The sequence below is a fragment of the Stenotrophomonas sp. TWI1183 genome (assembly GCF_039673115.1).
GTDB lineage: Bacteria > Pseudomonadota > Gammaproteobacteria > Xanthomonadales > Xanthomonadaceae > Stenotrophomonas > Stenotrophomonas maltophilia_AA.
The window spans coordinates 344,720-364,135 of record NZ_JBDJKZ010000001.1 but is presented as its reverse complement, the minus strand read 5'-3'; the positions used below and the strand labels follow the sequence as shown (position 1 = coordinate 364,135).

Sequence of the window (19,416 nt, the reverse complement as noted above, 5' to 3'; positions counted from 1 at the left end):
CGTGGCGTGCAGCCACCTGTGCGGATCTCCACCTTAGCGCCCGTGCGTGTTAGCCGGCCGTGCATCGCACGCCTGCCCGGCGTCATGACGGCCGGGAACTCCTGTCACGGCTCCCGCCTGGCGCGGGGGCGTCAGTTCAACGCGGCACCGTTGTGGGCGGCGCTTTCATCCTGCAGCGAGGTGCGGATGGAGCGCGCCAGGTCGCTGCGGGTGAACGGTTTGGCCAGCAGGGCGATGCTGCGGCCGACCATGCCGCTGGCGTCGATATCGCGCGGATACCCCGAGGTGAAGAGCACCCGCAGGCCGGGCTTGCGGGCCAGCGCTTCCTTGGCCAGCGCCCAGCCGGACATGCCCGGCATCACGATGTCGGAGAACAGCAGGTCCACGCGCACGTCGGTCCGGTCCAGCAAGCGCAGCGCGGACGGGCCGTCATGGGCTTCGAGCACGCGATAGCCCAGCTGGCGCAGGGTGTCCACGGTATAGGCCCGGACATCGTCATTGTCCTCGGCGACCAGGACCGTGGTTTCCTCCTCGACCTCGAAGGCGTCCAGCGCCTGGGCGTCGGCCATGCGGGTACTGGGCAGGGCGGCCGCCGAGCGCGGGAACAGCAGCGTGATCGTGGTACCGGTGCCCTCGGCGGAATCCAGCAGGACATGCCCGCCGGACTGCTTGGCGAAGCCGTACACCATGGACAGGCCCAGCCCGGTGCCGCGGCCGACCTCCTTGGTGGTGAAGAACGGCTCGAACACGCGCGCCATCACCTCCGGCGACATGCCCTGGCCGGTGTCGCGCACGCGGATCATCGCGTACTGGCCGGGGGGCACATCGGGGTGCTGGGCCGCGTAATCCTTGTCCAGGTGGATGTTGTCGACCTCGATCGTCAGGCGGCCGCCCTCGGGCATGGCGTCGCGTGCGTTGACCGCGAGGTTGAGGATCGAGGCCTCGAGCTGGCTCGGATCGATCTCCACGCACCAGATGTCCGGGCTGTGCAGCATGTCGATCTGCACCAGCTCGCCCAGCGACCGCTTGAGCATGTCCTGCATGCCGCGCATCTCTTCGTTCAGATCCACCGGCATGTTCTTCAGCGGCTGGCGGCGCGAGAACGCGAGCAGGCGCTGGGTGACGTTGGCCGCGCGCATGACGCCCTTCATAGCGTTGTCGAGCGCGCGCGAGGAATTGCCCGCCGTGTCACCGAGCCGGTCGGTCAGCATCTTGGCGTATTCGATGTTGCCGGCGATCACGGTCAGGATGTTGTTGAAGTCATGCGCGATGCCGCCCGTCAGCTGGCCTACCGCCTCGATCTTCTGGCTGTGCCGGAGCGCTTCCTCGGCCTGACGGCGCGCGGTGGTTTCAACGGCCTCGGAGACGACGGCGGTGATCCGCGCCTGATGATCGAACAGGGGCCGGAACGAGAAGTCGAACGTGCGCTTGCCGGTCGGCAGGCGCAGCTCCAGCTCATGGCGGGAGGCGGTGCCGGCCGCGGCCTCGAGGATGGCGGTGCAGACCACGCCGGGCACGCCGGGTGTGTCGGCGAACCACGCCGATTCGCAGTACAGGTTGCCGCGCACGTCCTGCTTGTCGGCCAGGATGGCGGCCAGCGAGGCGGAATTGGTGTCGATGATGTAGCCATCGAGCGTCAGCAGGTTCTGGTGCTGGAAGCTGGATTCGAACAGGGCCTGCAACCGGCTTTCGCTGCGGTGCAGGGCCGAGGTCCGCTCGTCCACCTGGCGCTCCAGCGATTCGTTGCTGGCCTTCAACAGGGCCTGCGCCTGCTTGAGCTCGCTGATGTCGCGTGCCATGGCGTAGTAACCCACCACCGCCCCGTCGGGGCCCAGCTCCGGCACGCAGTCCACCTGTGCATGGCGGGGGGTACCGTTGCTGCGCAGCGACAGCATGTCGAAACTCACCTTCTCGCCAGCCAGTACGCGATCCAGGTGCTGCTGGATGCCGTTGAAGGCGTCCTCACCGATGACCTCGCGCGTATGCCGGCCGACCACGGTGTCCGGGGTCAGCCCGTGCCACTCGAAGTAGGCATTGTTGGCGAAGCGGTAGCGGTGGTCGTGGCCGAAGTAGGCGATCAGCGCTGGCAGTGAATCGGTGATCAGTTTCAGCCGTTGGTGGCTGTCACGCAGCTCGGCCTCCACGCGCAGCAGCCGGCGGCGCTCCTGCGCCTCCTGGATGGCCCGGACGACCGCATCGGGGAGCCGCTGCAGGCGCGACTTGACCACATAATCGCGCGCGCCGCGCTTGAGCGCCTGCACCGCCAGCTCTTCGGTGAGCGTGCCGGAGACGAAGATGAAGGGCGTCTCGGGTGCGATCTCGCTGGCAAGCGTAAGGGCCGCGTCGCCGTCGAAGCCCGGCAGCACGTGGTCGGCCAGGATCACGTCGAAGGAGGCCTTGCCCAGGGCGTCGAGCATGCCCTGGTGCGACCAGGTGCGCTCGGCCGTGAACGGCAGGCCGGCGCGCCGCAGCTGCGCGCTGATCAGCTCTGCGTCCAGTGCGCTGTCTTCGACCATCAGGATGCTGATGGTCCCTGTTGTGGCAGCCTCAGCCATCGTGTCTGCTCTTCCCGCCGAACAGCGTGCCGTTCGGCGGCGGCTGGTTGGTGATGCCCCAGAACATGCCCAGCCCCTGGATCGCCTCCAGGAATTCCTTGAAATCCACTGGCTTGACCACGAAGGCGTTGACGCCCAGTTCGTAGCTGCGGATCAGGTCCTGCTCCTCCCGCGAGGAGGTCAGCATCACCACCGGGGTGCTGCTCAGGGCGCGGTCGGTGCGGATTTCCTTCAGCACTTCCAGGCCGTTGAGCTTGGGCAGCTTGAGGTCCAGCAGCACGACCACGGGCCCGCCGTGCATGGCCCCTTCGTAACGTCCCTGGCAGCGCAGATACTCCAGCGCTTCCACGCCGTCGCGCACATGGGTCACGTCGTTGAGCAGCTGGCAGCGCGCAAGCGCCGCCATCGTCAGTTCGGCGTCTTTCGGGTTGTCTTCTACGAGCAGGATCGGTCGCAGATCTCTCATAGGTGGTCTCCAGCAGTAAAGGGGATGGTGAAAAAGAAGGTCGCGCCGGCGCCAACCTGGCCCTGGGCCCAGGTGCGGCCGCCATGGCGGGTGATGATGCGGTGGACGTTGGCCAGGCCGATGCCGGTGCCTTCGTACTCATCGACGTGGTGCAGCCGCTGGAACACGCCGAACAGCTTGTCCACGTAGCGCATGTCGAAACCGCAGCCGTTGTCCTTCACGAAGAAGACATCCTCGGTGTCCGTGCGTTCGTGTCCGATCTCGATGCGAGGCTCGGGCGTGTCGCGGGTGAACTTGATCGCGTTGGCCAGCAGGTTCTGCCAGACCAGCCGCAGCATGCCGGGGTCGGCCAGCACCTTGGGCAGGGGTGCGATCTGCCAGTCGATGGCGCGGCCGGTGTATTCCATGTCGAGCTTGTGGCGCACGTCATCCACCAGGGCCGTCATCTCCATCGCGATCTGGCCCATGGTCGAGCGGCCCATCTGCGAAAAGCTGAGCAGGTCATCCACCAGCGTCCCGGCCGATTTTGCCGACTCCACGATGGTCTCGAGGAATCTCTTTTCTGAATCGTTCAATCGCTCGCCGGCCGAGGACCACAGCAGTTCCGAGTAGCCCACGATGTGGCGGAACGGCGCGCGCAGGTCATGGCTGACCGAATAGGAGAATGCTTCGAGCTCCTTGTTGCTGCGCAGCAGCTGCTCGTTCAACGCGGCCATTTCCTCGGCCTTGCGCAGCACGATGTCGACGATCGCGGCGCGCAGTTCCAGCGCGGCATCGCGATCCACCTCGTTCCAGGGCAGCGACTGCTCGCGCACGGTCTGCTTCCAGCCCTCGAAGGAGGTCCGCGGCGACAGGGGCTGACCGGTCTCTTCCTTGCGCGGATCGCCGCCCCAGCGCACGGTGCGGACCACCTCCGGCCGGAACCAGATCACGAAGCTGTCGTGGAGCTGCGAGATGGAGATGGCCAGCACGCCACTGGCGACGCCGGCGAAGGCCTCTGCCTCTTTCCATCGCTGCGGCAGCGTGTCGGTGCAGAAGATATCGCCCTCGATCTGCTGCGCCGTCAGCCACTGGACCAGCTGCATCACCTGGCGCTGGCTCGGGCAGTCACCGTGCAGGATGCATTCGCCACGGTGCACGATCGCCGCGCCCGTGGAGTGGGTCAGCGCGAGCAGGCTGTGCTGGTCGCGGCCGAGCGCGGCCATGAAGTCGGTATCGCCGGCCATCCGCCCGAGCAGCCGGACCTGGATCGCCCGGCGCGCGATCCGCTCTTCGATCAGCATCGCGCGCTGCTTCAGCGCGATCTGCAGCGACAGGATCTGGCCGATGAACTCGCAGGCCGTGCGCACGTGGTATGGCACCCGGCGCGCGACCTGGTTGTGGCAGGAGATCAGGCCCCACAGCTCGCCCTCGCACAGCACCGAGACCGACATCGATGCACCGGTCCCCATGTTGCGCATGTACTGCAGGTGCACCGGCGAGACGCTGCGCAGCATCGCCGGGCCCAGGTCCGTGGGCGGCGCATCGGCGATGGCCGGCAGCCGCACCAGCGGCACGGGGGTGTAGTGGCTGTCGGCGATGAGCCGGACCCGGTTCTGCCGGTACAACTCGCGTGCCTGCGCGGGGATGTCCGATTCCGGGAAGCGCAGGTCGAGGTAGGAGGGCAGCACGGTATTGCGGTCTTCGGCCACCACCGCGCCGTTCCAGTCCGGGTCGAACTGGTAGAGCATCGTGCGATCGAAGCCGGTCAAGGCGCGGATGTGCTCGGCGGCGAGCTCGCACAGCGCCTGGGTGGTGGGCGCACGCTCGATGGCGGCCATGAAGCGGCGGATCGAGGGGTACAGGTCCTCCAGCGAGCCCGGCTCACCCGGCACCGGCGCTTCCAGTTCGATGATGATCTCATCGCCGATCCGGTGCGCCACGGTGTGGTGATGGCCCGCGGTGCCCACCGGGTGCGTTCCCAGGAAATGCGAAGCGCCTTGCTCCAGCGCTTCCAGCAGCGGCCTGCAGTGGGCCAGGGTACCGCCGAGCACCGCCTCCAGAGAGTGCCCCAGGGGGTCGCCGAGCGCCTCGATCAGGTCCGGTTGCGCGACTGCGCGGGCATTGACCGTCAATGTCAGGTGATCGAGGACCAGGATCAATCCGTAAGGCTGGATTGCGCCGGGGGTACGGATCGGCTCACGCGCGCAGCTGGACAGCTCCAAGGCGCTTGCGCCGGAATTCCTCGAGGACATTCATTGACTCCTGCTCGTTGCCAGTGGTGACCACCGCCCGAATGGCACGGCGTCGCCTGGTCGTCAGGAGCTCACACCGTCCACTGCGACGCGGTGTGCCACAGTTCCCTTATTTTTGCATAGGCGTTGATCCCGATCTGTGAGGATGCGACGGCGTTCCTTGCCTTGTCGCGCGCTCAGTCCCAGCGGTAGCGCACGGTCGCCGACCACAGCCCGCCGGAGCCGTCGATCGGGCCACCATTGGCGTAGCGGTAGTACTCGTTCGCCGCCAGCAGCGGCGCCGGCACTTTCGTGACCTTGCGGTCGAACACGTTGTTGGCATTCAAGGCCACGTCCCAGCCGCCGGGGAGGGTGGCACCAAGCTGCAGATCGGTGATCCACAGCCCACCGATGTCGTAGGCGATCTCGGCCTGGCCCGCATACGGACCGCTGGTGGCGACCGACGTGGGCGAGCCATAGCGCTGGATGTCGCCATAACGGCTCTGGCGCACGCCCACCCGGTAGCGGCCGAGGGACCAGTCCAGGGCAAGCACCTGGCGGGACTTCGGTGCCTTGTACAGCAGTTCGTTCTGCGAGCCGGTACTGAAGACGGGCACATTGAAGGCCGCCAGTACCGCGGGCGTGGGCGCCAGCCCGGTGATTTCCGCGCGGGTATGGCTGCTGGCCAGGGTCCAGCGCAGCGTGCCGGCGCGGCCGAGATCCCAGCGGCCTTCCAGCGTTGCCTCGACGCCTTCGGTGCGGGTATCGGCGGCATTGATGAAGTAACGCACCCCATCCTGGGCGCCGAGCCCGACCGAGGTGACCAGCGCGCCGGAGCCCGGGTACAGCCCTTCGCGGAACGTGGTGGACAGCGCGATGCGGTCGTCCACATCGATGCGGTAGGCATCCACCGTGAGCGAGGCGCCTGCCCAGGGCTCGGCGACGATGCCCAGGCTCAGGCTGCGCGATGTTTCCGGGCGCAGCGGCTGCGCACCCAGGGCGATGGCCTGCGGTGAGCCCGCCTGCAGGATGTGGTCCGTGTAGAAATTGCCGTTGGAGGTGTTGCGGTAGGCCTGTGCGGCCAGTGACGGTGCCTGGAAGCCGTTGCTGATCGTCCCGCGCAGGGCGAATCGGGGGTGCAGCGCGAACCGGGTGGACAGGCGGCCGGTGGTCTCGCTGCCGAAATCCGAATAGCGTTCGTGGCGACCCGCCAGATCGACGCGCCAGCGCGACCCCAGGTCGGCGGCGACACCGACGTACACCGCGCCACTGTTGCGGCTGACATCGACCGCGTCCTCCGGCCGATAGCCCGGCAGGGCCTGCGATCCGCCCAGGCCGATGCCCAGCACGGTGCCGGCGTAAGGTCCGTCCAGGACACGTTGGCCACCATGCGTGTAGGACTGCACATCGCCGGCGCCGATCCGGTAACGCTCGTCGCGGTACTCCGCGCCCGCGCTGAGCTCCAGGGGCGCGCTCAGCCAGCTGGCCTGCAGCAGGCGGCGCACGTCCAGGTTGTGCGTCCAGGCGCTGTAGCGCAGGTCGCCGATGTAGAAATCGGTCTGGCTGTCCAGTCCGTAGGTCGGGTTGATGCTGTCATGCAGGTTGATGTCCATCGCATCGCGGCCGTAGCCACTGCTCAGGTCCCAGTCCCAGTCACCGAGCTGGCCGCGCACGCCCAGGGTCAGTGCGCCATCCTTCTCGTCGATGTGCTCGGTCGGTGCGAAGCCATCCGGATCGATGGCGCGCACCACTTCGTTGCGCAGCGGCTGGCGGAAGTTCTGCGGTGCCCATGCGTCGCGCTGGGCGAGGGTCAGCAGTCCGTAGGCGTCCACCGTCGCAGTCAGGGGAAGGCTGGCACTGGCGGTGGCGGCCTTGGTCCGGAAGGCACGGATGCCGCGGTTGCGCCAGGCGTTGTTGTCGCGGGTGGCCTCGCGCGGATCCGGCGTGGCACCGGGCGGCAGGGTCGGGTTGCTGGCCTGGTTGCCGCCGGGCCGGATCGCATTGCCGTCGGCATCGCGCGGGAAGTAGTACAGGAAGGTGTCGCGGGCCGGACTGGTGTAGTCGGTGGCTTCCTGGTCGTCCAGCTGCGCGGCCAGGTGCAGGAACCCGCCGTCACCGATGCCGAACCCGGCATCGGCCTGCACCACGCGCGAACGGCCATCCCCGGCGAAATAGGTGCCATCGCGGTAGGACACGTTGCCGCCGCGCGCGCCTTTGTGGGTCACGATGTTGATCACGCCGGCGATGGCGTCCGAGCCGTAGATCGCCGAGGCGCCGTCGCGCAGCACCTCGATGCGCTCGATCGCGCCGGTGGGGATCAGCGCGAGATCGGCGGGCGCGGCGCCACCGAAGCCCCCGGCGCCCAGCAGTGCGGTGGCATGGCGGCGCTTGCCGTCCACCAGCACCAGCACGTGGCTGGAGTTCAGTCCCCGCAGCTGCCCGGCGCGCACCATGCTGTTGAGATCGCCGGTTTCCAGCGGCAGGTTGAAACTCGGCACGGTGGTGTTGAGCACGTCCAGCAGGCTGGTGGCGTTGGCGGCGCGGATGTCCTCGGCCGACAGCACATCGATCGGCGCGGCGCTTTCGCGCACGGTACGGCCCTGTGCACGGGTGCCGGTCACCGTGACGGTATCCAGGGTGGCGGTGCTGGTACTGGCGGCGGCGTCCGCCTCGGGCGCGCCGCGCGCGGCGACAGGCAGGAAGAGCGCGGACAGGACGGCGACAACCAACGGCAGGCGATGGTGCGTGGACAGCATGGAGGATCCCCGGAGATAGGTGGGCCGATGCGGCAGGGCATGCGGCGGACAGGCAGGCGGCGGCCGCAGGGCCGCCTCAGCAGGTGCGTTGGCGCAACGGACCCGGACAACAGCGCTCCGCCGAAGGGGCCGTGCTGCAGGTGCGGATCACGGCGCTACACCCGCCGCAGCCGCCCAGCGGGTGAGATCGGCGGGGTGCAGGGGGCCGTTGTGGACCTGCAGCACCGTGCCGTGTGCATCGATCAACACGGAAAACGGCAGCGTGCCGATCCGGTTGCCGAAGCCGGCTGCGGTGCCGGGCGGGCCGTCACTCTCCACCAGCTGCGGGTAGGTGAGATCAAGCTGGTCGCGCAGGGCCCTGGCGGCCTCGATGTCGTCCAGCGCGACGCCGACCACGTGCACGCCGTTCGGCAGGACGGCCTGCGCCTGCGAGAAGCGCTGCAGGTCAGGCAGTTCCTTCAGGCACGGCCCGCACCAGCTGGCCCAGTAGTTGAGCAGGACGGGACGGCCGCGCCATTGCGCGAGGGTGGCCTGGCCGCCGTCGAGGTCGTTCCACTGCAGTGCGGGGGCGGGCTTGCCGGCGGGTGGCTCGATGGGCAGCGGCGCGGCGTTGCACGGGAGTGCCAGGGCAGCCAGCAGCGCGAAGGCGATCAAGGTGACGAACCGGAGGTGGGGAGAGGTCATGGCGGGGTAGCCGTCGAGGACGCCGTTCGGGACGCGAAGCGGTCGTCGGTGAGGGAGTGCAGGAACTGCTCGATGTCGTCGATCTCCGCTTCGGTCAGGTGCAGCGGGTCGCGCAGCTGCGCGTCGCGGCCGATCGAGTCGGGGATCACCTTGGCGGGATCGTCGTAGTAGACGATCACCTCGCGCAGCGTCTTGAACATGCCGTTGTGCATGTAGGGGGCGGTCAGGGCCACGTTGCGCAGGCCAGGTACCTTGAATTCGCCTTTCTGCGCGGGATCGCCGGTGATGCCCCCGCGGCCTTCGTCGTTGAACGTACGGCCGTTGTAGATGCCGATGTTCTTGAAGCGGTCCGAGGTGAAGTCTTCGCCGGCGTGGCAGCTCACGCACTGGGCCTTGGTGATGAACAGCAGGCGGCCGCGCTTCGCCGCATCGCTGATCGCATCCTCCTGGCCGAGGGCATAGCGGTCATAAGGGCTGTCCACGGTGTTGAGGGTCTTCTGGTAGGCGCCCAGTGCCCGGCCCAGCGTGCGCGGGCTGGGGGGAGCGTTGTAGGCGTCCTGGAAGCGGGCGACCCAGGCCGGGTCGGCGAGCAGGCGGCTGATCGCCTCATCCACCGGCAGGTCCATCTCCAGCGGATTGGCGATCGGCGCGAGCGCCTGTTCTTCCAGGGTTTCGCTGCGCCCATCCCAGAAGAAACGCGTCCGCCCGGCGCTGTTCATGACGCTGGGGGTGTTGCGCGTGCCCAGCCGGCCCTCCACCCCGAGGCTGAGCGCGCGGTCATCGGCGAACGCGCGCGCCGGCTGGTGGCAGCTGGCGCACGACACCGTGCGGTCGCGCGACAGGATGGGATCGAAGAACAGCTGGCGGCCGAGCTGGGCGCGCGGGTTGTCGCTGAGATCACCGTCATAGGTTGGTGCATCGGCGGAAAACACCGGCGCCAGTGCGGCACTGCCGATCAGCGCGGCCAGCAGCGGGAGGGAGCGGACAGGGCGGGGCATGGCGATGCCGCGCTCAACGCGCGGCGATCTCCTGCTGGACCAGCTCGCACAGCCCGCTTTCCTCGAAGCACACCTGCGCGCGCAGGGTGCCGCTCACGGGGGTGCTGCCTGCGGCGATGGGCAGGCGCAGCTGTCCGCGCTGGCTGAAATAGGTATACCGATAGTCGCCGGCGAAGCTGCGGCCGTGGCCTTCGCGGGCGTCGACCGAACGCAGTGCCCCCTCCGCGTGCGTCCCATCCGCCAGCGTGATCCGCGCCACGCGCGGGCCGATCTGCGGCTGCTCGAAATCCGACGCATACAGGATCCAGCCGGGCGCGATGCGTGCATCGATGACCAGCTCGCGGGTACCGTCGGCACGCCCTTCCAGCCGGGGATCGAGCACCACCTTCGGTATGTCGGCGGCAACGGCGCTGACGCTGGTCAGCAGCAACGCCGTGGCGATGGCGAGGAGGCTGCGATTCACTCCTTGGCCCCCTGTGCCTCGGTGGTGATGCGCAGCTGCACTTCGTCGGCGATGTTGGGCAGGAAGGCGTCCAGGCCGAACTCGCTGCGGCGGATGACCGCGGTGGCATTGAAGCCGATCGTGGGCACCTTGCGGCTGGGATGCTCGCCGACCTTGTTGAGGGTGGCATCGAGCACGACCGGGCGGGTGACCCCGTGCAGGGTCAGCTCGCCGCTGATCTTCAGCCGACCGGTGCCCTGCGCGGCGACGGAGGTGCTGCGGAAGCTGGCCTGCGGGAACTTCGCGACGTCGAACAGCTTGTCACTCTTGACGATCTCGTCGAGCTTTGGGACGTGGGTGACCAGCTCGGCCAGGGGCAGTTCCACCTGCACCTGCGATGCCGTGGGCTTTGCCGCGTCGTAGATGAGGGTGCCGCTGCTGATTGCCGCGCGGCCGGTCGGGAAGGAGAAGCCGTTGTGGTTCCAGGTGAACAGCACATCGGTGTGGGTCGGGTCGAGCTGGTAGGTCACCGGTGCGGCGATCGCCACGGCGGGCGCGGTGGCGGCGGTGAGCAGGGTCAACAGCAGGGCAGTACGCATGGGCGGTTCTCTGGGAAGTGGCGCGCAGTCGCCCGCGGCGTCGCGAAGAGGCCGTGCGGGACGTGCATCGCAGGGAGGGCGGCGGCGACCCGGCGTGCTGGCCGCCGCCGGTAATTACGGGGCGACGGCCACTGACGCTGTCGTCCCCGGAGCAGCGGGTGCGGCCGCGCTGGCTGCATACGGATCCGGTTCGGCGATCAGCCCATCGAGCAGGCTGTTGAAGCGGGTCACATAGTCCTGGTGATACTCGCCCGTGACCGTGCCGGTGTAGCCGGTGTAGATTTCGCGCACCTTGCCGTCGCGGCCGATGATGATGGTGGTGGGGAAGGCGGCCATGTAGTTCAGGCCCTTCAGCTTCTCGGTCGCGACCTTCTTGTCGGCGATGCCGCCGAACACGATGTCGTAGCGGATGTCGAAGTAGTCCTTGAACGTGGTCAGGGTCTTCTTGAAGTAGTCGTAGTTGTCTTCCTGCTCGAAGGCCACTGCCACCGCCTCCACGCCGCGGTGCTGGTTCTGCCTGAACCACGGTGCCAGGAAGTAGGTCTGGTCGGTGCAGTTCGGGCACCAGGTGCCGATCACTTCGACGATCACCACCTTGCCGCGGTACTTGTCGTCCTGCAGCGAGACCTGTCTGCCCTGCAGATCAGGGAAGCTGAAATCAATGCGGTCCTGGCCATCCTTGAGGAAGGTGAGCTTGTACGGATCGGGCAGCTCCACCTTGTCGCTCTTCTCGGCCTCGAACTTGACCACGTTGTAGATGCCGCTGCCGAACGCGCCCTGGATGTTGCCGTCTTCATCGATCGTGCCGCGGATCAGCAGCGGGCTGGGCCCACTGAAGCCGGACAGGTAGAAGCGGGTGCCCTGCACGGTGCCTTCCAGCTCGCGGGTATCGCCGACCACGGTCATGAACACGCCGGAGAGGCGGTTGCCCTCCTGCTTGAGCAGCGCCACCTGATTACGCTTGTCCTGGCGGGCGGCCTTGTCGATGGTCTGCACGGCCCATTTGCCGCTGAGGTCCGCCGCCGGTGCCTCGTCCTGGCCGGGTTTGACGAAGCGCCACGCCGCGCCCTGTTCGGCGGTGAAGGCGAGGTTGCGCGCACCGTTGCGGCTGGGCACCAGGTCCTTGTACTGACCGACGAGGTGCTTTCCATCCGCGGAGACCTTGCCTTCCAGCACGGCGTCGTAGGTATTCATCCGCACCGAGAACGTCCCGTCATCACGTGGGGTGACCTTGAACCTGTCCGTGCGCGAGCCGTTGAGCAGGGTGAAGGTCGCGTCCTGCGCACGCTTGCCCTTTACTTCGAAGTTGAAGGGAATGGGATCGCCATCGATATTGAATTCGCCGCGCCACACGCCTTCGGCAGGAAACGGCCCCTTGGCCGCGGCAGGCGCGGAACCGGCGAAAGACAGGCTTGAGGCGAGGAACAGGGCCGCGACGACGCGACCGGATAATGCCAGTGTCATGAGTGTGCTTCCAGATAATCCCCTTGGTCGCGCCAAGTCGCCGGCGATGCAGCCCCCGTTCCACTGCATCCGCTGATGGCCATCCCTGGCCGGTCCTGAGCCATCCATGGCGTGACAGGATTATTGCCACGTGAATGTCGTAAAAGTTCAGCGCGGCTTGGAACACCTTCTCATCACCATATTCTGCGGCGCGACGATGGCAGGCTGATAACCGTTTTGATATCAGCGCCGGTTTGCTGCTGGCGCCGACATCGGAGACCCATCGGGCGATGATGCCATCGCGTCCACACCGTCTTGTTTTCAGCGTCTCGCGTATTTCACGACTGCAAGCGCAGCCTGCCGGTGCGAGCTGCGTCCGCAGCGCATGAAAAGGAGTGCCATACGCTATGAATACCCGAGGCGATTACGCCCACCCAGAGCCCGTCGCTGCGGCGACCGTGGCCGTGGTCACCCCACCGCCGGTGGTGGATCTTCCGCGCGACAGCGCTGTGTCATGGGGTGCCATCCTGGCCGGTGCGATCGCCGCGGCGGCGCTCTCGCTGATTCTGGTGATACTCGGTGTAGGCTTGGGCCTTTCATCGGTGTCGCCGTGGTCGTTCGAGGGTGTGACGGCCGAGACGTTCGGCTGGTCCAGCATCGCCTGGTTGACCTTTACCGCCATCGCCGCGTCCGGTCTGGGTGGCTATCTGGCGGGGCGCCTGCGCACGAAGTGGAGCAACATCCACGGTGACGAGACCTACTTCCGCGACACCGCGCATGGTTTCGTCTCGTGGGCGGTGGCCACGCTGCTCACGGCCGCGCTGCTGACCTCGGCGATTGGCGGCATCCTCGGCGCGGGTGCCAAGGTGGCCGGTGCTACCGCAGGCGCCGCCGCCTCGACGGCAGGCGGTATCGCCGCAGCCGGTGCAGGTTCGGCTGCGATGGGCAACGACCAGGGTGACGTGCAGTACTGGGTGGATTCGCTGTTCCGGGCCAGCCCGACCGCTGCGCAGCCCGCGCCGCCGGCCGGTCCGGCCGATCCGGCTGCACCGCCCGCACCACCCGCACCACCCGCAAACGGCGCAGTGCCGCCGCCGCGTCCGATGCCCGGTGCCGACCGTCGCCCGGACAGCCGTGAGGTCCGTACCGAGGTCAACCGCATCATCGTCAACAGCCTGAAGTCCGACACCATGGATCCGGCCGATACGCAGTATCTGAGCCAGCTGGTGGCGGCGCAGACCGGCATGACCCAGGCCGAGGCACAGGCCCGCGTGACCGATGTCCAGACCCGCCTGCGTGCTGCGCTGGACAACGCCAAGGAGCAGGCCAAGCAGGCCGCAGACGATGCCCGCAAGGCCACCGCCTACGCCGCGCTCTGGCTGTTCATCACGCTGCTGATCGGTGCCTTCATCGCCAGCCTGAGTGCCACCTGGGGCGGCCGCCGCCGCGACCTGTGATCCTGACCACCTCAAGGGAGGAAACACCATGAAGTACATTCTGCTGTGGATGCTCGGCATTCCGATTCCGCTGCTGCTCCTGTTCGCGCTGCTGCGCTGACCGCTCCACCATCAGGCCGCCTCCGGGCGGCCTGATGCGTTGTGGCGGCGTGCCGTTGCGGGCTGCTGGACGCGCGCCGGACTGGCAGTATCTGAACGAGTCAGGGAGGTGCAGAGAGCCTTCACGCCGCTGGCATCCATTGTCATGCCCAATCTTCCTGAATTCATTTAAGCTTTGAAAATTGCGGCCCCCATTCATATCGGTGATGGGTCGCCAGCCCATCCGGGGGTTTCCCTTCTCTCTCAGGACCTTTTCCATGGCGGCTTTGCAGCAGCGCACGATCGATCTCATCCGCAGCCACCAGGAGCCCCTGCTTGCTGCATGGGCCGGCAATCTGGCCGGTTCCAGCCAGGCACAGGACGGCCGCCTTTCCTCGCGCGAGCTGGACAGCCAGGTCCGCGAGTTCTGGCGCCTGTTCCTGGACGCACTGTCGGCCACGGACGTCAGCTCCGTCGCGCGGGCAGAGTGGCAGGACATCCGCCGTTTCCTGGAGGAACTGTCGCGCGAGCGCGTCCTGAAGGGATTCAATTCCTCGGAAACCGCCAGCTTCATCTTCTCGCTGAAGCGCCCGCTGTTCGAGGTGATCCAGCAGGGCTACGCGAATGATCCGGCACTGCTGGGCGACCAGCTGTGGGCGATCTCCGAACTGATCGATCAGCTGGGGCTGTACACGGTTACCGCGTTCCAGAAAACCCGCGAAGACGTGATCCAGCGCCAGCAGGAAGAAATGCTCGAGCTGTCCACGCCGGTGGTGAAGCTTTGGGAGGGCGTGCTGGCGCTGCCGATGATCGGCACGCTGGATTCGCAGCGCACCCAGGTGGTCATGGAGTCGCTGCTGCAGCGCATCGTGGATACCGGGTCTGAAATCGCGATCATCGATATCACCGGCGTCCCCACCGTGGATACGCTGGTGGCCCAGCACCTGCTGAAGACCGTCACCGCCATCCGCCTGATGGGCGCCGATGCGATCATCAGCGGCGTGCGCCCGCAGATCGCCCAGACCATCGTGCACCTGGGGCTGGACCTCAATGGCATCGTGACCAAGGCCAATCTGGCCGACGCACTGGCGCTGGCGCTCAAGCGCACCGGCCAGACCGTCACCCGGACCGCCCGCTGAGATGGAGCGTATTCCGATCCTGCAGATGGGCGATCTGCTGCTGGTGACCATCCAGGTGGACATGCATGACCAGCTTGCGCTGACCCTGCAGGACGACCTCACTGAAAAGATCCGCAGCACCTCCGCGCGCGGTGTGCTGATCGACATTTCCGCACTGGATATCGTCGATTCGTTCATCGGCCGCATGATCGCCACCATTTCGTCGCTGGCCCGGATCATGGATGCCACCACGGTGGTGGTCGGCATGCAGCCTGCGGTCGCGATCACGCTGGTCGAGCTGGGCCTCACTCTAAGTGGCGTGCGCACCGCGCTCAATGTGGAGCGGGGCATGAAGCTGTTGCAGCGCACTGACGACGACGAAGCCAGCTCATGACGGCGTCCAGTGGTTCGCTGCCGATCCGCATCGAGCAGGATGTGGTGCTGGCCCGCCAGGCCGCACGTCAGATCTGCGTGGCCTGCAAGCTGCGCTTGATCGACCAGACCAAGCTGGTGACCGCCGCCAGTGAACTGGCCCGCAATGCCGTCATCTACGGTGGCGGCGGGACCATGGACTGGGACGTGGTCGAGAAGGGATTGCGCAAGGGCGTACGGCTGGTCTTCGCCGACAACGGCCCGGGCATTCCGGATGTCGCACAGGCCCTGACGGACGGCTGGTCGTCCGGCTCCGGCATGGGCCTGGGCCTGTCCGGTTCGCGCCGGCTGGTGGATGAGTTCGAACTGGAGAGTGCACCGGGGCAGGGTACCCGTATCACGATCACCAAATGGAGCTGAACTTCGGCGGCCGGGTGACGCGGATCGTGGTGGTCGAGGAATCCTCACAGGTCGGGCAGGCCCGGCGCGAAGCCCTGGCGCTGGCCGATCTGATCGGCCTGGATGAAATGGACGCCGGCCGGGCGGCGTTGGTGGCGACGGAGATGGCGACCAATGTGCTCAAGCATGGGCGTGGTGGACGCATGTACCTGTCCGAGGTCTGTGGCCGCGGCGGCAACGGTGTGGAGCTGTGCACCGTGGACACCGGTCCGGGCTTCTCCCTGGCCGAGTGCCTGCCGGACGGCTACTCGACCGGGGGCACGCAAGGGCTGGGGCTGGGTGCGATCCAGCGCCAGGCCACCGTGTTGGATGCCTGGTGCGACGGCAAAGGCGCGGTCGTGGTGGCGCGGATCTACGCCAGTCGTGCGCCTGGCGATATCGACGTGCCCTACGGTGCACTGCGCATCCCCATGCGCCACGAGCTGGCCTGTGGCGATGCCTGGCATCTGCGCGCCGATGGACAGACCGTGGCGGTCACCGTGATCGATGGGCTGGGGCATGGATTGCCCGCCGCGGATGCAGCACAGGCCGGTGTGAATGCCGTCGCAGAATCGTCTGCTGTTGGCGCGCCGGCGTTGATCGGCGTCCTGCATTCAAGCATGTCGGGCACCCGCGGCGGTGCGGCAGCGGTCGCCTGCGTGGACGTGGCGAGTGCCCAGATGGAGTTCGCCGGCATCGGTAACATTGCCGCCAGTCTGTGCGAGCCCACCGGCTCACGCGGGTTGGCCTCGCACCCGGGCATCGTCGGGGTGCAGTACCGCAAGACACAACCATTCCATTTTCACGCGGCGGCAGGCACGCTGCTGGTCATGCACAGTGATGGACTGCAGGCGCGCTGGAGCCTGCGCGACTACCCCGGCCTGTTCCACCGCCACCCGGCCTTGATCGTGGCGGTGCTGCACCGTGATTTCGATCGTGGCCGGGATGACGCCGGCATCGTTGCCCTGCGTCTTGGAGACCTGCATTGAGCGCCACCCCCCACGACCAGGAGCTGCAACGGCTGCGCCTGGAAGCCGATGCGCTGCGCGCTGAACTGGATGAAACCAACCAGGGTGTGCTGGCGCTCTATGCCGAGCTGGACGAGCAGGCCGAGCAGCTGCGCGAGGTCTCCGAGCTGAAGAGCCGGTTCCTGTCCTACATGAGCCATGAGTTCCGCACGCCGTTGGGCTCGATCCTGAGCATGACGCGGCTGTTGGAGGATGGCATGGACGGGCCGCTGACCGAGGAGCAGCGCCGGCAGGTGCGCTTCATCAGTACCTCGACCAGCGAACTGCGCGAGATGGTGGACGACCTGCTCGACCTGGCCAAGATCGAGGCGGGGCGGATCACCATCTCGCCCGCCTGGTTCGACCTGATGGACCTGTTCTCGGCGCTGCGCGGCATGTTCCGCCCCTTGGTGGAAGGCAACCAGGTGGACCTGCTGTTCGAGGATCCGCCGGTCATGCCGATGCTGTACACCGATGACAAGAAGCTGGCGCAGATCCTGCGCAACTTCATTTCCAATGCGCTGAAGTTCACGCCCAGCGGTCAGGTGATCGTATCGACACAGCTGGAGGGTGAGAACGCGGTGCGCTTCAGTGTCCGCGATACCGGCATCGGCATCCCGGCGGAGCTGCAGTCGACCCTGTTCGAGGATTTCGTGCAGGTCGATACGCCGCTGCAGAAGCGCCTGCGCGGTACCGGCCTCGGGCTGTCGCTGTGCAAGCGCTTCGCCGAGCTGCTCGGTGGCCATGTCGGCGTGGAAAGCGAGATCGGCACCGGCTCGAATTTCTACGTAGTGCTGCCGCTGACCCTGGCCACGGAGGCCGTGAATGCCGATTCCTGATCGCATCCTTGTCGTGGATGACAACGTGGCAACCCGTTACGCGGTGCGCCGCGTGCTGGAGCACCACGGGTTCCATGTCGAGGAAGCCGGTACCGGCGGTGAGGGCCTGGCGCGGCTGGCCGAGCATGATTTCGGCGCGCTGGTGCTGGATGTGAACCTGCCGGACATGAGCGGCTTCGATGTAGTCCGCCAACTACGCGAAGACCCCCGCCTGCAGTTGCTGCCCGTGGTGCATGTCTCCGCGGCGTCGATCGCCACCGGCGACATGATCACCGGCCTCAACGCCGGTGCGGATGGCTATCTGATCCATCCGGTCGATCCGGATGTGCTGCTGGCGACGCTGCGCAGCCTGCTGCGCGCCCGCCGCGCTGAAGAGGCGCTGCGCGAGACGGAAGCGCGCTTCCGCGAGATCTACCGCCACATCAATGCCCCGATCGCGGTACTGGATGCGTCGCTCAACGCCCACGATGCCAACGATGCCTTCACCCGCCTGCTGGGCCAGCAGGCGGGACCTGGTCAACTCGAGCAGCTGCTGCAGGATCAGGTCGCTCCCCTCAGTGCGTTGAAAGTGGCGTTGGCCGAAGGTGAGCGCTGGCAGGGAACCTTCAGCCTTCGCGTCGGCGGGACGATCCGCATGACCGAATGGCGGGTGACGCCGTACCAGGCCGCCGGGCAGGGACTCGTACACATCGAGGACACCACCGAACAGCATGCGCGTGCGAACGAGCAGCGGCAGGAACTGGAGAGTGCGACCTCCGAGCTCGCCTTCCAGATCGCCGAGCGCGAGCGCACCGAAATCGAATTGATGCAGGCGCAGAAAATGGATGCGCTGGGCCAGCTCACCGGCGGCATTGCGCACGATTTCAACAATCTGCTGACCACGATCATCTCCGGGCTGGACATGATCGAGATCGCCGCGTCCAGCGGCAAATGGGACAAGGCGTCCCGCTATGTCGAGATCGCCACGGGCTCGGCGCACCGTGCGGCCGCGCTGACCCAGCGCATGCTGGCGTTTGCCCGCAAGCAGCCGCTCGATCCGCAGACCTTCGATGTCGTGTCGCGGGTGCGCTCGCTGGAAGACATGCTGCAGCGATCGATCGGTGAGAACATCGAACTCGAGCTGGAGCTGGGTCTTGAACCGCTGATCGCGGTCGCCGACCCGAACCAGTTCGAGAACGTGATCCTCAACCTGGTGATCAATGCCCGCGATGCGCTGGCCGGCCAAGGCCTGATCCGCATCCGCGCCGGGCGTGTCGAGATTGAGCGGGACCATGAGCTGGCGCCGGGTCACTACGTTACGGTGACCGTGCTCGACAACGGCGTGGGCATACCCGCAGAGTTGCTGACCAAGGTGTTCGAGCCGTTCTTCACCACCAAGCCGCAGGGCGAGGGAACCGGGCTGGGGCTGTCGATGACCTACGGGTTCGCACGCCAGTCCGGTGGCAGTGCGCGCATCGCCAGCGAGCGTGGCGAAGGCACCGAGATCGAACTCCTGCTGCCCGAGGGGCATCTGCAGCCTGCGGAACAGACACCTGTCACCCAGGGGCAGCTGCCCCGTGGCAGCGCCGAGCGCATCCTGCTGGTCGACGATACCGACTCGGTGCGCATGATGGTGCGCGAGATGCTGGTCGAGGCCGGGTATCAGGTCGTCGAGGCCATCAACGCACAGCAGGCCCTGCTGGAGCTGCATTCGGACCGCGAGCTGGACCTGCTGCTGTCCGATGTGGGCCTGCCGGGCATGAACGGACGTGAGCTCGCCGATGCGGCACGCGTGCTGCGGCCCCATCTGCCGGTGCTGTTCGTGACCGGCTATACGGAGAGTGCAGCCGTCCGCAATGAGTTCCTGGGGCAGGGCATGTCATTGTTGCCCAAGCCGTTCAGCGTGAACGAGCTGCTTCGGGGCGTGCGGCAGATGTTCAACCCGGCCTGAGCCGGCGGCCCGCTGGCATGG

General features: G+C 67.0%; 16 protein-coding genes. 7 read left to right on the top strand and 9 right to left on the bottom strand.

Annotated features, from left to right (window positions below; translation table 11 throughout):
- Positions 1-131: 131 nt before the first annotated feature.
- From ABE434_RS01710 to ABE434_RS01670, 9 genes are all read right to left on the bottom strand, one after another.
- A complete protein-coding gene (locus ABE434_RS01710; protein WP_346477573.1) occupies positions 132-2,555 on the bottom strand; it encodes a PAS domain-containing protein in 2,424 nt (807 codons plus the stop codon).
- Complete coding sequence (locus ABE434_RS01705) at positions 2,548-3,021, bottom strand: response regulator (protein ID WP_176988594.1); 474 nt, start codon at positions 3,019-3,021, stop codon at positions 2,548-2,550. Before ABE434_RS01705 ends, ABE434_RS01710 begins: the two co-directional genes overlap by 8 nt.
- A complete protein-coding gene (locus ABE434_RS01700) occupies positions 3,018-5,255 on the bottom strand; it encodes an ATP-binding protein (RefSeq protein WP_346477572.1) in 2,238 nt (745 codons plus the stop codon). Before ABE434_RS01700 ends, ABE434_RS01705 begins: the two co-directional genes overlap by 4 nt.
- Before the next feature lie 176 nt (positions 5,256-5,431).
- Positions 5,432-7,990, bottom strand: a complete 2,559-nt coding sequence (locus tag ABE434_RS01695; RefSeq protein WP_346477571.1) for a TonB-dependent receptor — start codon at positions 7,988-7,990, stop codon at positions 5,432-5,434.
- A gap of 147 nt (positions 7,991-8,137) precedes the next feature.
- Complete coding sequence (locus ABE434_RS01690; RefSeq protein WP_346477570.1) at positions 8,138-8,674, bottom strand: TlpA disulfide reductase family protein; 537 nt, start codon at positions 8,672-8,674, stop codon at positions 8,138-8,140.
- Positions 8,671-9,672, bottom strand: coding sequence for a cytochrome c peroxidase (locus tag ABE434_RS01685; protein WP_346477569.1), 1,002 nt, complete (start codon positions 9,670-9,672; stop codon positions 8,671-8,673). The genes ABE434_RS01690 and ABE434_RS01685 overlap by 4 nt, the downstream gene beginning before the upstream one ends.
- A 13-nt stretch (positions 9,673-9,685) precedes the next feature.
- Positions 9,686-10,135 (bottom strand): protein-disulfide reductase DsbD domain-containing protein, encoded by a 450-nt coding sequence (locus tag ABE434_RS01680; protein WP_346477568.1) that lies wholly within the window; start codon positions 10,133-10,135, stop codon positions 9,686-9,688.
- Positions 10,132-10,713, bottom strand: a complete 582-nt coding sequence (locus tag ABE434_RS01675) for a YceI family protein (protein WP_346477567.1) — start codon at positions 10,711-10,713, stop codon at positions 10,132-10,134. The genes ABE434_RS01680 and ABE434_RS01675 overlap by 4 nt, the downstream gene beginning before the upstream one ends.
- Before the next feature lie 114 nt (positions 10,714-10,827).
- Positions 10,828-12,177, bottom strand: coding sequence for a TlpA disulfide reductase family protein (locus ABE434_RS01670; RefSeq protein WP_346477566.1), 1,350 nt, complete (start codon positions 12,175-12,177; stop codon positions 10,828-10,830).
- Between the two features lie 386 nt (positions 12,178-12,563).
- Between ABE434_RS01670 and ABE434_RS01665 the strand changes: the two genes are divergently transcribed.
- The 7 genes from ABE434_RS01665 to ABE434_RS01635 all read left to right on the top strand — a co-directional run bounded on the left by ABE434_RS01665 (position 12,564) and on the right by ABE434_RS01635 (position 19,395).
- Positions 12,564-13,613 carry a hypothetical protein gene (locus ABE434_RS01665; RefSeq protein WP_346477565.1) on the top strand — a complete coding sequence of 350 codons (1,050 nt, stop codon included), beginning with the start codon at positions 12,564-12,566 and terminating at the stop codon, positions 13,611-13,613.
- Between the two features lie 356 nt (positions 13,614-13,969).
- Positions 13,970-14,830, top strand: coding sequence for an STAS domain-containing protein (locus tag ABE434_RS01660; RefSeq protein WP_346477564.1), 861 nt, complete (start codon positions 13,970-13,972; stop codon positions 14,828-14,830).
- Between the two features lies 1 nt (position 14,831).
- A complete protein-coding gene (locus ABE434_RS01655) occupies positions 14,832-15,203 on the top strand; it encodes an STAS domain-containing protein (RefSeq protein ID WP_176988605.1) in 372 nt (123 codons plus the stop codon).
- Complete coding sequence (locus ABE434_RS01650; RefSeq protein ID WP_176988606.1) at positions 15,200-15,601, top strand: anti-sigma regulatory factor; 402 nt, start codon at positions 15,200-15,202, stop codon at positions 15,599-15,601. The genes ABE434_RS01655 and ABE434_RS01650 overlap by 4 nt, the downstream gene beginning before the upstream one ends.
- A complete protein-coding gene (locus ABE434_RS01645; RefSeq protein ID WP_346477563.1) occupies positions 15,592-16,608 on the top strand; it encodes an ATP-binding protein in 1,017 nt (338 codons plus the stop codon). The genes ABE434_RS01650 and ABE434_RS01645 overlap by 10 nt, the downstream gene beginning before the upstream one ends.
- Entirely contained in the window at positions 16,605-17,465 is an 861-nt protein-coding gene (locus tag ABE434_RS01640) for an ATP-binding protein (protein ID WP_346477562.1), read from the top strand. Before ABE434_RS01645 ends, ABE434_RS01640 begins: the two co-directional genes overlap by 4 nt.
- Positions 17,452-19,395, top strand: a complete 1,944-nt coding sequence (locus ABE434_RS01635; protein ID WP_346477561.1) for a response regulator — start codon at positions 17,452-17,454, stop codon at positions 19,393-19,395. The genes ABE434_RS01640 and ABE434_RS01635 overlap by 14 nt, the downstream gene beginning before the upstream one ends.
- Positions 19,396-19,416 lie beyond the last annotated feature (21 nt).

Bases quoted from the DNA above. Each gene is read 5' to 3' on its own strand.
- ABE434_RS01710 (WP_346477573.1), bottom strand. From the start codon at position 2,555: ATGGCTGAGGCTGCCACAACAGGGACCATCAGCATCCTGATGGTCGAA.
- ABE434_RS01705 (WP_176988594.1), bottom strand. From the start codon at position 3,021: ATGAGAGATCTGCGACCGATCCTGCTCGTAGAAGACAACCCGAAAGAC.
- ABE434_RS01700 (WP_346477572.1), bottom strand. From the start codon at position 5,255: ATGTCCTCGAGGAATTCCGGCGCAAGCGCCTTGGAGCTGTCCAGCTGC.
- ABE434_RS01695 (WP_346477571.1), bottom strand. From the start codon at position 7,990: ATGCTGTCCACGCACCATCGCCTGCCGTTGGTTGTCGCCGTCCTGTCC.
- ABE434_RS01690 (WP_346477570.1), bottom strand. From the start codon at position 8,674: ATGACCTCTCCCCACCTCCGGTTCGTCACCTTGATCGCCTTCGCGCTG.
- ABE434_RS01685 (WP_346477569.1), bottom strand. From the start codon at position 9,672: ATGCCCCGCCCTGTCCGCTCCCTCCCGCTGCTGGCCGCGCTGATCGGC.
- ABE434_RS01675 (WP_346477567.1), bottom strand. From the start codon at position 10,713: ATGCGTACTGCCCTGCTGTTGACCCTGCTCACCGCCGCCACCGCGCCC.
- ABE434_RS01670 (WP_346477566.1), bottom strand. From the start codon at position 12,177: ATGACACTGGCATTATCCGGTCGCGTCGTCGCGGCCCTGTTCCTCGCC.
- ABE434_RS01665 (WP_346477565.1), top strand. From the start codon at position 12,564: ATGAATACCCGAGGCGATTACGCCCACCCAGAGCCCGTCGCTGCGGCG.
- ABE434_RS01660 (WP_346477564.1), top strand. From the start codon at position 13,970: ATGGCGGCTTTGCAGCAGCGCACGATCGATCTCATCCGCAGCCACCAG.
- ABE434_RS01655 (WP_176988605.1), top strand. From the start codon at position 14,832: ATGGAGCGTATTCCGATCCTGCAGATGGGCGATCTGCTGCTGGTGACC.
- ABE434_RS01650 (WP_176988606.1), top strand. From the start codon at position 15,200: ATGACGGCGTCCAGTGGTTCGCTGCCGATCCGCATCGAGCAGGATGTG.
- ABE434_RS01645 (WP_346477563.1), top strand. From the start codon at position 15,592: ATGGAGCTGAACTTCGGCGGCCGGGTGACGCGGATCGTGGTGGTCGAG.
- ABE434_RS01635 (WP_346477561.1), top strand. From the start codon at position 17,452: ATGCCGATTCCTGATCGCATCCTTGTCGTGGATGACAACGTGGCAACC.